This is a genomic window from bacterium, assembly GCA_019695305.1.
Classification (GTDB): domain Bacteria; phylum UBA10199; class UBA10199; order UBA10199; family JAIBAG01; genus JAIBAG01.
This window is the reverse complement of record JAIBAG010000009.1, coordinates 79007-91507: the sequence shown is the minus strand read 5'-3', so window position 1 is coordinate 91507 and position 12501 is coordinate 79007. Positions and strand designations below refer to the sequence as shown.

General features: G+C 40.6%; 13 protein-coding genes and 1 tRNA gene. 7 read left to right on the top strand and 7 right to left on the bottom strand.

All coding sequences use genetic code 11. The features are described from left to right. From K1X76_06165 to K1X76_06155, 3 genes are all read right to left on the bottom strand, one after another. Positions 1 to 2065 (bottom strand): DNA internalization-related competence protein ComEC/Rec2 (locus K1X76_06165; GenBank protein ID MBX7148653.1); only part of this gene is annotated, 2065 nt, incomplete at its 3' end. Position 2066: 1 nt separating this feature from the next. Next, entirely contained in the window at positions 2067 to 2756 is a 690-nt protein-coding gene (locus K1X76_06160; GenBank protein ID MBX7148652.1) for a hypothetical protein, read from the bottom strand. Between the two features lie 52 nt (positions 2757 to 2808). Continuing rightward, the gene (locus tag K1X76_06155) at positions 2809 to 3183 is read right to left on the bottom strand and encodes a hypothetical protein (GenBank protein MBX7148651.1); all 375 of its coding nucleotides are present in this window, start codon (positions 3181 to 3183) and stop codon (positions 2809 to 2811) included. Between the two features lie 174 nt (positions 3184 to 3357). Here K1X76_06155 and K1X76_06150 point away from each other — a divergent pair, with 174 nt between their 5' ends. Continuing rightward, positions 3358 to 3819 carry a methylated-DNA--[protein]-cysteine S-methyltransferase gene (locus K1X76_06150; GenBank protein ID MBX7148650.1) on the top strand — a complete coding sequence of 154 codons (462 nt, stop codon included), beginning with the start codon at positions 3358 to 3360 and terminating at the stop codon, positions 3817 to 3819. On the opposite strand, the gene K1X76_06145 is transcribed toward K1X76_06150, so the two are convergent. Then, the gene (locus tag K1X76_06145) at positions 3816 to 4859 is read right to left on the bottom strand and encodes a hypothetical protein (GenBank protein ID MBX7148649.1); all 1044 of its coding nucleotides are present in this window, start codon (positions 4857 to 4859) and stop codon (positions 3816 to 3818) included. The genes K1X76_06150 and K1X76_06145 overlap by 4 nt on opposite strands. Positions 4860 to 4916: 57 nt before the next feature. Next, positions 4917 to 5954, bottom strand: coding sequence for a hypothetical protein (locus K1X76_06140; protein ID MBX7148648.1), 1038 nt, complete (start codon positions 5952 to 5954; stop codon positions 4917 to 4919). Between the two features lie 223 nt (positions 5955 to 6177). Between K1X76_06140 and typA the strand changes: the two genes are divergently transcribed. Both typA and K1X76_06130 read left to right on the top strand, forming a co-directional pair. After that, complete coding sequence (gene typA / locus K1X76_06135) at positions 6178 to 8001, top strand: translational GTPase TypA (protein MBX7148647.1); 1824 nt, start codon at positions 6178 to 6180, stop codon at positions 7999 to 8001. A 181-nt stretch (positions 8002 to 8182) separates the two neighbouring features. Beyond that, positions 8183 to 8734 carry a transposase gene (locus K1X76_06130; protein MBX7148646.1) on the top strand — a complete coding sequence of 184 codons (552 nt, stop codon included), beginning with the start codon at positions 8183 to 8185 and terminating at the stop codon, positions 8732 to 8734. On the opposite strand, the gene K1X76_06125 is transcribed toward K1X76_06130, so the two are convergent. Further along, positions 8697 to 9383, bottom strand: a complete 687-nt coding sequence (locus tag K1X76_06125; GenBank protein ID MBX7148645.1) for an SAM-dependent methyltransferase — start codon at positions 9381 to 9383, stop codon at positions 8697 to 8699. The two genes, K1X76_06130 and K1X76_06125, sit on opposite strands and share 38 nt — an antisense overlap. 217 nt (positions 9384 to 9600) lie before the next feature. On the opposite strand from K1X76_06125, the gene K1X76_06120 reads away from it, so the two are divergent. The 4 genes from K1X76_06120 to K1X76_06105 all read left to right on the top strand — a co-directional run bounded on the left by K1X76_06120 (position 9601) and on the right by K1X76_06105 (position 11825). Next, positions 9601 to 9891, top strand: a complete 291-nt coding sequence (locus K1X76_06120; GenBank protein MBX7148644.1) for a hypothetical protein — start codon at positions 9601 to 9603, stop codon at positions 9889 to 9891. 68 nt (positions 9892 to 9959) lie between these two features. Then, positions 9960 to 10034 (top strand) — tRNA-Pro (locus K1X76_06115). 283 nt (positions 10035 to 10317) lie between these two features. Further along, a complete protein-coding gene (locus tag K1X76_06110; GenBank protein ID MBX7148643.1) occupies positions 10318 to 11205 on the top strand; it encodes an amidohydrolase family protein in 888 nt (295 codons plus the stop codon). Continuing rightward, a complete protein-coding gene (locus tag K1X76_06105; protein ID MBX7148642.1) occupies positions 11202 to 11825 on the top strand; it encodes a hypothetical protein in 624 nt (207 codons plus the stop codon). The genes K1X76_06110 and K1X76_06105 overlap by 4 nt, the downstream gene beginning before the upstream one ends. Here the strand turns inward: K1X76_06105 and K1X76_06100 are convergent. Continuing rightward, a complete protein-coding gene (locus tag K1X76_06100) occupies positions 11782 to 12489 on the bottom strand; it encodes a hypothetical protein (protein ID MBX7148641.1) in 708 nt (235 codons plus the stop codon). The two genes, K1X76_06105 and K1X76_06100, sit on opposite strands and share 44 nt — an antisense overlap. Positions 12490 to 12501: the final 12 nt, after the last annotated feature.

Below are 12501 nucleotides of genomic sequence, written 5' to 3'. Positions count from 1 at the left end.
CCCCAAGGCTTGCGACTTCTGGTTTTACTTTATCTAAAAACAAGTCTGTGGATGAAGTTTTGCTGCCATGATGTGGTACTTTTAAATAATCCGCCTTAATATCATCATTAATCAGCGCATATTCCGCTGGCCATTCGATATCGCCGGTGAAGAGAGCTTTCTTACCATTCGCAGCTATTTTTAAGACGACCGACTCGTTGTTATCTTTTAAGTCCGATTTTTCAATAGGCGGCCATAGCACATCGATAACCCCATCGCCATAACTTGTATTTTGCCCGCGCCGTGTGATTTGAACGGGGATTTTTTTCCTCAAAATTGTTTCCTCTAACTTTTTAAATGGTTCCTGATCGGTTTCTATTCCGTTCCACCAGATTTCATCTACTGGATACTCATCTACCACACTGTTTAAGCCACCGTAATGATCCATATCGCTATGTGTTATAACCACCGTATCAAGCTTGGATATTCTTTTATAGAGCAGAAAAGGAATAATCACATTCTTGCCTAAATCAAAAAAAGGAGCCCCGCCACCATCGATCAGCATTTTTTTGTTAGGTGGTACTTCCACGAGTATTGAATCTCCCTGACCGACGTCTAGCTGTGTAATGACGAAAGAAGAATTGTGATGCATGCGGTATGTCCAAAAGAGAAGATCTGCGGCAAAAATTATGAGAATCAATGTTACAGCTATCTTCCTAAAGCGAACCTGGCGAAAGCGACTAAAGAGAATGAGCATTAAAACAAAATAGAGAATAAGTTCCCAGGTATAAGGTGGGTAAGCCAAATGCGCCGTAGTAAATGCATTTTGTGTGTTTTTAAGAAGGGCAATAAGGTTTTCTAACAGAAAGGCTGCTGCGTAGAAAAAATAGTACGCCACAGAACTGCTGATTGTAAAAATAAGAAATCCTAAAAGAGCTAAAGGAACAATCGCTAATTCCATAACCGGTACAACCCACAAATTAGTGATAAGGCTCCCCCAGGTAATTTGTTTAAAGTGATAAGCGGTAAAAGGCGTGAGAATAATAAAAATGGCTGTATTGAGAGCAATCAGTTTCAATAGGCTACTTTTAATTTTGGTTTTGGTGTCTTCTTCATCCAATTCAAAGCGACTTTTCAGAAATGATTCAAACACGGGATAAACCAGAATAATCGTCAATACGCATAAGAATGAAAGCTCGAACGAGAGATTAAAAAGAAGGAGAGGGTTAAAAGCGAGAATCAAAGATGCCGCCATGAACGTTAAATTAAGCCAGTCGTTTTTACGAGATAGAATTAAGCTAATAAGAACGGCAGACACACCAATATAAGCTCGCAAGAGGGATGGCGAGCTTTCACATAAAAAATAATAAGCGGTTGCGGCTACAAGCGTTACTAAGGCTGTTATTTTTTGTGAGGGAATAAATAGAAATAAGCGAGGATAAAAACCGAGCAAGAAACGAAAAATAAAAAAGAAAGCCGCTGTTAATAAAGCAAAGTGCGAGCCGGAAATAACCAAAATATGCGAAATACCAAAATTATTAAAAAGATCAAAGATTTGTGGTGATAGCAAATCGTCTTCTCCCCACATTAAGGCAACAAGTGTAGAGGCGGTAGCTGATGAAAAATTCTTTTTAAGAAAAGATTTTATATTTTCTTTATGATGACTCACCCGGGTTTTGGAGCGTTCTTGTTCTAGAGTGATTGCTTCTGCATTTTCTACAAAACCCGTCATCCCAATTTCTTGACGCTTTAGATACTTTACATAATCAAATCCACCGGGATTTTTATAATTGATGGGTTCTTTAAGTTTGGTTGTAAACTGGATTATATCGTTAGTGTTCACTGTTGAAATTCCAGTGCCAATGCTTAAAAGAATTTTAGATCCTTCGTTTAAACGGACAACAAGTTTTGATTTTTGATTACGTGTCTGGTTTTCTTCTACAATACCGGTAAAGTTTGTAGATTTACCCAAGAGAGTTGGGTTGGCAAAATTTTGTGGTTTGTTATCTTGATAAAAAGCTACTGCACACAAAATCAAAAATATATACAGGAAAGGACGTTTTAGATAGTTGGCAAAATACAACATACTACTTATGGCTGCTCTCAAGTAAGCGTTCGGTTTGTGTAATGCGAAAAAGTTCGCCGTCAATTTCGTTTATTAAACTTTCAATCACATCGCGAAATTTTTCGTAAGACGGACTACGTTGTTTGTTGCTTAAAATGAGGAGCAAACGGTTTTTCAGGCCTTTTAAAAATGTTTTTGCTTTTTTGGTAGGGTATTGGCGGGCCATCACTAAAAAGGCCGTTACGTTCATGCCATTGATAACAAGTTGACTATCTTCATCTAAATTTACCGCCATGCCGTCTGCCGTATTTTCGTAGCGCCGTTTTAAAAGCCGCATGATTTTGCCAATATAAGCTTCAACCAGAGCGCACACATGGTCAATTTGGCCTGTATCATCGTATTCTTCAATTACCTCGCGGCCATCAATTTTCTTTTTACGGCGTTTGGCATTTTGTTGAATAAAGTATTCGCGGTAAGCGGCTAAATCGGCCGCCAGTTTTGTAAAATAAGCTTGGGGTTTATTTTTACCGTCTTCAATAAGCGTGGCTACATGATAGCCATTTAAAATGATATCACCGTTTTCAAATGTCCATTTTCCCTCGGGTGGTTTAAAGCTTGAGGCAAGAGACCGCGGTTTTTTGGTATCAACCTGGGTTTGGGGAAAATCGGCGGGGTTAACCGGTACAATAACGCGAATGGGTTTTATTTCCACAGGGGAATAATAGTGTTTTTATTAGGAAGTGCTACTTTTTTATGTGGAATAATTAAGGAGTTACCGAAGAATTCTCATTTTTAATTTTGTTTAGCAGTTCGGTGATATCAATAATGAATTTTTTAGTTTCGTTACTGGAGGCAATAGCCGATTTAAATTTTTCCAGATGGTCCCATTGTTCGGCGTTAATGGGTGTATTGGCCACATTGTGGCCTTTATAAAAAATAGCATTGCGTGTTTTGTCGAAGTGAAGAGAAATAACTTCCTTGGCTTGGCTTATAAATGTATAAGTTACCTTATCCATGGAATGGAAGAGGCGGCCGTCGAAATGTCCGTTTTTCTTAAAATATTGCCCAACCGCCGGCTTTTCAACCGGGGTATGAAAAACGAATTCGCTCTCTGTTAAATTGTCGAGAGACTCTTTCATCCTTAACAACCAACCCCACGGATGACTAAAAATGCAGATTTTGTGCCATTTGGTGAAAATAAATAAGTATATGAAATTACTTATTTATTATTCATCCATACCCTTTGAAAGCTCCTCTAAAAGTGCTTTCAAATTGAGAAGGATATCGAAATGAAAGAAATACTTTATTATCAAATGAAGGATTTTAGTCTTAAAATAGAAGCAAACAATAAAGGTATTACAGGAGCTTGGTTTACAAAGCCGGTTTCTTCTCAAAAAAGTAGTCCTATTACCTTAAAACCTCTAAAAGAAGCCAAAAAATGGCTTGAATTGTACAAAAATGATCAAAAAGTGCCTAAATTTCCTCTAAAATACCTCGATATTTCGATTGGAACGCCCTTTCAGCAAAGAGTTTGGAAAGGTTTGCTTACAATTCCGCATGGAAAAGTGATTAGTTATGCTGATTTGGCTAAAATTATACGTCAACCTAAGGCTTTTAGAGCGGTTGGCAATGCAAATGGCAAGAACCCAATCCCTGTTTTTATACCGTGTCATCGAGTTATTGCCAGTAACGGTACCTTGGGTGGCTATTCCAGTGGTCTTCCTATTAAAAAGGCGCTTTTAAAAATTGAAAAGGTAGATGAACATCAATTTTAATCATTTTCAAACGAGTCTATTTCTTCTCTTATTAGGCGTAAATCATCTAAGGGTAAGATCACTTGATCATCACGGATAGTGGGTATTCTTGTTCCTACAACAGATAGATCGACATTTCTCAGTAATCCTTCAGGCATATTCCATTGTTGTTCGCGTGATAATGTAGAAATTGTCATGGTTACCGTTGCATTTACTCGGCCGAGTCCTTCTATACGGCTAAAATTAAAAATTAACCTTTTTTCACCTTTATTGGGCTCTGCCAAATCAAAGCCCACTAGTTCATATCCTGCAAAATCGAGGTAAACATTTGGTAATCCTTGGGTAGCAAGGCGATTGCATAAGGAAAAATAAAATTGGATTTTTTCTTTGGCTCCATCAACGGCAACAAGTGTAATATCTGGCCTGGGTTGAGGAGTATTTGTTGAAATGGTGGAGTTTGGTTTAATGTCGTTTGGGTTGTAATCGGGCTTTACCGAGCCATCTAAGCCCAAAGCAGGCATAGAATTTCCAAAACGTTCTTTAAAGAAACTGAGCAAGTCGATGGCTTGCTGATCGATACGATTAATTTCGGCACCATTGGTTTGAATAATTTTGGGAGTGCCAATACCTGGGTAGCAATCTGTAAGAAAAATATCGCCAGAAGAACCACAACTGCCTATTGCATCCGCTACATCCAAATACGAGATTACCGCATGCCCCAAAGCTTTCTCACCAAATCCTGTCCCATCCATCCATGTCCTCATTTCATCTGCTGTTAAATTATGATCTTGATTCCATCCTGTATAGGCACAAATACCACGAATAACCCGGGGTAAATCGGTAATGCTTTTGTATTTCTTAGGCACAGGGATGCCAGCCACAGTAGGTGTAATATCCTCATCGGTAGGAGGTGGATTACAGGCGGCAATGCCTTCAGGTGAATATCGTCTAAAAAGAGCCTCCCGCTGACGAAGACGTGCCTCAATATCATCAGGAGGAGCAATGGGCTCACCCGTATCCATTAAGGTTTGCGGACAAGATGTAATAACTGAATCGGGCATAGATAATGCCCCCTTTTGGGATAAGAATAACGGAAGAAATAAAGAAGTAAAGATAGTTTATAAAATATTAAAAAGATGCATGATGCCCCACAAAGAAGGGGCCGATAAAAGAGGAATAACAAGATTATCGTCGATTTTCTTAAAAGAACTTTCTGCTACAGCACCCACAATACCACCCATGGCCGAGAAGAGGAAAAGATCCAAACCGGAAAGTTTGGAGGCAAACAAGAATCCGGCACATACAAAAGAGGACAGTGCGCAGGCGGTAAAACAGCCTAAAAAGCCTTCCAGGCTGGTGCCATTGGGCAACTTGGTTTTACCCCAATACACACCTACAATACCAGCCGCGGTATCGCCAAAGGCTACAAACATCATGGTGAGCATGGTAACCGGTTGCGGAAAAATAAGATAAACTCCAAGCATGGCTACAATGTAAAAAATGGCCGAATTAATACGCGTTTTTTCGGCTTCACGCATGATGGGTTTAAAATGTTTGCATACCCAATCGTTAATTTTAGGGTTTAGGTGGCGCGAGGTTTCAAGCGTAAAGGCCCAAACTAAAAAGGCGCCGGTTAGTCCCCAAATTACATTTTGCGGCAGATGCGAATAGTAAAAAAGCGTGATAAAGAAAATACCAAAGGCCGCGTGCCCAAATTTACGTCCCCATTGGATAGTCTTTTTAGAGGCTAAAATAGGTTCGCCACGTAAAAATTTTTCAATAAGCGGGTGATCGGACAAGAGAGTTAGTTGTTCCTTTAAAGTTTCTGCATTTTTTTTAAGATTGTTAAAGGTAGCATCTAACTGGTGAGCTTCGTAAAAATGCTTAAGCGAGCCTTCAAATTTTTCGAGATCGGCTAATGCTTGCTTGATAAAGGGACGTTTTTTAAGCTCTACGGGCAAAGCCTGTAAGCTTTGGCGATAACTCTCAATGGTTTTATTCCACTGGGCTTTGGTTTCTTCGTATTTGTTAAGAATTTCCTGCTTTTTCTCGGGCGTAAGAAGACCCTTTTCTTCAAGAAGAAGGTATAAGTCATCCATCAGCGCGCCTAAATCGAGGGCGGCGGACGTATAAGCCAAGCTCAATGTTGCGGACATATTCTTGGTTTATCAAAGGGATAATAGAAAAGAAACAAAAAAATGCTGGCTTATTGGCCCTCATACAGGTAGGGAGAACCTCCTTTAAACGAAGAAAGACTATTGACCCTTCTGCGTCCTGATCTACTATCAGGTCTTCGATGGGCGAGTCTATCGCTAAACCCTTGCAATTATAATCAATTCTCTAGGTTTAACGATTAATCTGAAAAATATAACTTAACGTATGAAACAAGAAAATCCCAATATCCGTAATATCGCCATTATCGCTCACGTGGATCATGGCAAAACCACCCTGGTGGACCACCTTTTTCGCCAAAGCGGCATGTACCGTGATAACCAGGAAGTAGGCGATCGCGTGATGGATAGTATGGATTTGGAACGCGAACGCGGGATTACTATTGCGGCTAAAAACTGCTCGGTGGTGTATGGCGGTGTGAAGATCAATATTATTGATACCCCAGGCCACGCCGATTTTGGTGGTGAAGTAGAACGCGCCCTGCGCATGGCCGATGGCGCTATTCTTCTCGTTGATTCTGCCGAAGGCCCTTTGCCACAAACTCGTTTTGTGTTGCAGAAGGCCCTTAAAGATCATCTTAAAATTATTGTTGTTGTAAACAAGATCGACCGTAAAGACGCCCGCCCCCAGGAAGTATTAAATGAAATTTACTCTCTTTTTATCGATTTAGGTGCTGACGACAAACAGATTGATTTCCCCGTTCTCTTCGCCATTGGCCGCGATGGTATTGCTCAAAATTCGCTGGAAGAAAAAGGCACCAATTTAGTTCCCCTCTACGAAGCTATTGTGAAACACATTCCTCCTCCAACCCACGAAGTGGGCGACCCATTTCAGATGCTGGTGTGCAATATCGGTTACTCCGATTATTTGGGACGTTTAGCGATCGGTAAAGTTTTCCATGGCAGTGCTAAAAAGAATGAAGAATTAGCGCTTATCGACGAAAGTAATCAGGCCAAAAGTTTACGTGTCTCTAAATTACAAGTTTATGATGGAGTGCAGTTTAAAGAAGTGGATCAGGTGGATCCGGGTGATATTGTCATTGTATCGGGTATTGACGAAGTAAAAATTGGCGATACGATTACTCACAAAGAAAATCCCAAAGCTTTAAAACGTTTAATAGTCGATGAACCTACTGTGGCTATGCGTTTTATGCCCAACACTTCGCCTCTTGTTGGTAAAGAGGGCAAGCTCGTACAGGGCGCCCGCATTTTGGAACGTCTTAAAAAAGAAACCCTCTACAATGTGGCCATCCAGATTGAACAAGACCCTACCGGCGAAGCTTACATTGTAAAAGGGCGCGGCGAATTCCAGATGGCGGTGCTCATTGAAACCATGCGCCGTGAAGGCTTTGAACTATGCGTAGGCAAACCACAAATTTTGTTTAAAGAAGAAAAAGGGCAAAAATTAGAACCTATCGAACATCTTTTGGTGGAATGTAGCGACACCTTTATGGGTGTGATTACCGAAAAACTCTCCATGCGCAAAGGACGCATGGTGAACATGCATGCCTACGGCGATGGCCGTATCCGTTTGGAATTTTCTATTCCCTCCCGTGGTCTTATTGGTTACCGCAACGAATTTTTAACCGACACCAAGGGAACAGGCATTATGAATGCCTATCTTGAAGGATACGAACCTTACCGCGGTGAAATTACCTCGCGGCTTTCCGGCTCTCTTATTTCTGATCGTTTAGGCGAAGCCGTTGCTTACGGTATTTTCCATTTAGAAGACCGTGGCCGTATGTTTATTTTACCCGGCGATGCCGTATACGAAGGCATGATTGTGGGCGAACATAATCGTGACAACGATTTAGAAATTAACGTGACACGTACCAAAAAACTCACCAACATGCGTGCTTCGGGTAAGGATGAACACGTGGTACTCACACCTGTGGTACCCATGACCTTGGAACAAGCCATCGAATTTATTCGCGATGATGAATACGTAGAAGCCACACCTAAAAATGTGCGTTTAAGAAAAGCGATTTTAAATAGTACGCAGCGTAAGATTGAAGAGAAGAAGAATAGTTAATCCCATTCTATAATTTATCTGTTGTCTTCATGTAGGGGCAGGGCTTGCCCTGCCCTCATAGATGGGCTTAATTTACAAGGGCGCAAGCTTCACGAGCAGCACACCCACCATAAAAACAGTATTCATCTAAAAAATTCATCATAAACGAAACTTTCATATCCATCTTACCGATATCTGTTGCATGTCGGATCTTGAACACAATCGTAAAAATTTACGAATGAAAGGTTATGATTATGACCAATACGGGTATTACTTTGTAACAGTATGTGTCAAAAATAAAGAATGTTTGTTTGGAGAGCTCATCAATGAGCAGGTCATACCAAATGAATTGGGCAATATTATCATTAATACCTGGTTTCATTTAAAAAGTAGGTTTTTAGGAATCGAATTGGACGAATTTACTCTGATGCCAAATCACATCCATGGAATTATTATTCTTAATGAAATGGCAGCTCAAAACCTGCCATCTCAAGAGGGCGCAGCAAGCAGCGCCCCTACATTGGGAGATGTCATGTGCGCATTTAAATCCATATCGGCCATACAATGTAACAAACTACGCAATCAAACTGGACCACTCTGGCAACGCAACTATTACGAACACATTATCCGAAATGAAGATTCATTGTTGAAAATCAGAGAATATATACGAAACAACCCATTACAATGGGCATTAGATAAAAATAATCCGCAAAATATTAAGTTAGCCCTACCACCAGCACAAATTCCCTCTTAAAATCGGCTATTTTTTCTATGATTTGCTTTATCGTTCCGCGGTGCAGCTCTTCAGTTTTCTGATTTAAATCCAAAGCCACAAACAGCCTGCGGCTGGTTTTTAGTGTGGCGATATCTTCTAATAAACTTTTTAAACGATACGGTGTATCCATCACAATCGATACGCGCGGCAACGCAAGTATGCGCGTTAATTCTCTCTGCCGGGCGTCTGATTCACGAGGTAAAAAACCTTCAAATACAAATTGTGATGCATCAAAACCCGAAAGGGCCAAGGCCAGCATCATTGAATTGGGAAAAGGAGTGGATGTGACGCGGATTCCTGCGTTATGACAAGCATCAACTAATTGAGAACCGGGATCACACACACAGGGAAGCCCAGAATCGCTCATCAGATACACATGATGTCCTTGTTTTAGTTTTTCAATAATGTGGGGCGTTTCGGTTTTTTGTGTTTGCTCGTTAAATAAAACAAAAGAATCAATTGCTTCGCGCGGGAGTCCAAAATGAATCCAGCGGCGGCGTCCTTCTTTGGGCTCTTCAATTAAAAAGATATTTTTGTCAAGATTCTGTGAGGCATGGCGCAATAGTTCGAGTGCTACCGTCTCAAGTGGGCTATCATCATCTAATGGCGTAGGAACAAGCGTTAACATGCGATTTCTTGTATAACAGGTGAGCTAAAATAACCCAAATCCCTTTTTTTGTTGTGTCATTTTGAAGCATTTTTTGACAAAAACACTTGCCCAAATACAATAATTTTGATCTAAACGAAAAAAGTTTTTTGAAAAACGTGTTTAATTTCAAGTATTTTTGTTTTTAATAAAAAAAGTGTAGATCTTAGGTGCGCTTTTTGCGTTGAGACATACTTTCATGACAACGTTCCTTCAATACATACTGATTATCGGTTTAACCTTAATTGCTGCTGTTTCGCATGCTTCTGGCCGTTTACCGGCTAAAAAAGTGCGTATGGACCATGTGGAATTTCGCATTAGCGAATACTTAAACGAACATGGTGCTGATCCCGAAGATAAGAGTATTCAACCCATTAACACACCTGCTGAAGCCCAAAAAATGGCGCCTCAACGTACTGCCGTTGTAGCTCCTGTAAAGTCTAAAAAAGTAGCGCGTGTGGTAGTGGCTAAGCGCAATACCCTCAATTAAACCGGTTTTTCTCCATTATATTTTATCTTGTCTTCACGCGACCAGACGGGTATGACTTGCGTCTTTCACGGGATATAGCTCAGCCCGGCTAGAGCGTTCGGTTCGGGACCGAAAGGTCGCAGGTTCAAATCCTGTTATCCCGACAAATTAGAATACACACTATAGTGGACAAAACACGGCAGGTGGAAAGACCTTTCGGTCGCAGGTCCGTGTAGCGCAGCGGAACGGCCCCCGAAGCGAAGCGTAGCGGGGTCAAATCCTGTTATCCCGACAAATTAGAATACACACTATAGTGGACAAAACACGGCAGGTGGAAAGACCTTTCGGTCGCAGGTCCGTGTAGCGCAGCGGAACGGTCCCCGAAGCGAAGCGTAGCGGGGTCAAATCCTGTCCTCGCAAAAAGATAAAGCTTGCCAAAGGTTTCTTATGATCCCCTGTGTCCTCCCCGACGACAATCTCCTCCAAGGCCAAAAATCTCGCCCTATCATCGATTTTCACACACATTTTTATCCTGATCGTCTCATGGAAGCCTTTTGGAGTTGGTTTGATAAACACGCCTGGAATATTGTTTACAAAAAATACGCTCCCGAATTAGTAAAAATCCTCAACAATGAAGGTCTCTCCAAAGCCGTGGTTCTACATTACCCACACAAAATCAACATGGCGGAAGATTTAAATAAGTGGGTATTTGATTTTTGTAACCAACATCGCGATTTTTTACTCCCCTTTGGCAGTCTTCATCCGGATGACAGCCACAAAGAAAAAATATTAAAAACCTGTTTTGAAACTTACAAATTCCACGGGCTTAAATTTCATAGCCATGTGCAACACGTATCCCCAGATGATGCCCGCATGACAGAGGTTTACGAGGTAGCCAATCACTATAAAACAATTGTTCTCATTCATTGCGGCACGGGCCCTTGTTTTGAAGAAAGTAATGGTTATGGGTATGATGTAAAAACCGTGAGTGGGGTTAATCGTTTTGAGAAAATCGTGGGGAAATATAGAGATATTAAATTTGTAGTGCCTCACTTGGGCTTTGAAGAAATTGAGCCTTTTTTGGGATTAGTTAAAAACCATCCTAATCTTTATTTTGATACAGCCATGGCTATTGGTAAATATTTTCCCAATCGTGTGGATCCGCAGTGGATTGCTGATCATCACGATAGAATTTTATTTGGCACCGACTTTCCTATTATTCCCTACGCATGGCATCACGAACGAGACATGCTGGTTTCTTTTAAATTAGGAAAAGAAATTGAAGATGCCATTTTTTATAAAAATGCGCTAAAACTCCTTAATATCAGTTTATGATTTCACTTGAAGAACAAAAAGAGAAAATCACCAGGGGATGGCTTTTGCTCTTATTTCTTAATTTGCTTCTTTTTAATTCTCCGGCGGGCGATTGCGGAAATGATTTAGCGGTGGGTTTTCCCATGGTTGCCGGTTATAGGGTACATGAAACCGGAGAATTTACTTTATCTTCTTTTGCTTTGGCGATTGACCTTTTAACAGTAATTGCCATGTTACTTTTGTTTATGCGCTACATAGTGAGCTCTTTTCAGATTAATATTAAGGCATTAAAAACGACCCTTATTTATTTTTTTACAACCAATCTAATTTGTGTTGTTAATTATTATATTGATAAATTGTTGGGGAACTATCCCATAAAATCTCACGAGTTTGCCAAGGGTCTTTATCAAGCTTTTATTACGCCCTTTGTGTTTTTTTATATACCTGGTGGTTATGTTGGTGATTTTTTATACCGTCACAATGATGATCAGAAACATGTTGTAGATATTCTTAGCACAGGTACCCGAGTAGCTTTAATACCCACCCTTATTTTGTATTATTTTTTATTTTCCTTTTTAATCTGGTTATTTTCAAAATTCAGAAAAAGCCGAAATCTTCCGGATACGGGGCCGTCACTTTAATTTCTTTTTCACCGGGCATCATAATCGTTAATTTATAAAGATGGAGGAGGGGGCGTAATGCTTCGGGCGAATCCATTTTGCGTTTATCCATATTCTGATAAAGCTTATCGCCCGCTAACGGATGGCCAATGGATGCCATATGCACGCGGATTTGGTGGCGCACTCCTGTTAAAATATTGATTTTCACACGCGAGAATAACAAATCTTTTTTCTTAAAAACGGCCAGCCGTTCATAGTGTGTAAAGGCTTCTCTTGCTTTTTCTTTTATAGCCAAACTTTGGCTCTCACACACGCGCATCTTCTTTTTGTTGGTGGCATGATGAGCAATAGGTGTTGTGATGTCACCCGTGTTTTCCGGTTTGCCAATAACCATTGCGTGATATTCCTTTGTAATGGCCTCGGTGTTCCATATTTTGCGTAAGATTTCGTAAGCTTCTTGTGTCTTAGCCACGGCTAAGCACCCACTGGTATCATTATCCAGGCGATGAACAATACCGGCTTCGCCCGGTTCCCCCACATTTTTTAAAAAAGGAAATTGTTTTATGAGAAGTATTGAGACGGTTTCGCTATTTTTACCTGGTGCAGGCAGGCAAGGCAGGCCGGCAGGTTTGTTGACTACCATAACAAAAGAATTTTCAAACAAAACCTCGTGTTGTGTTCTCATCACAATAGATAT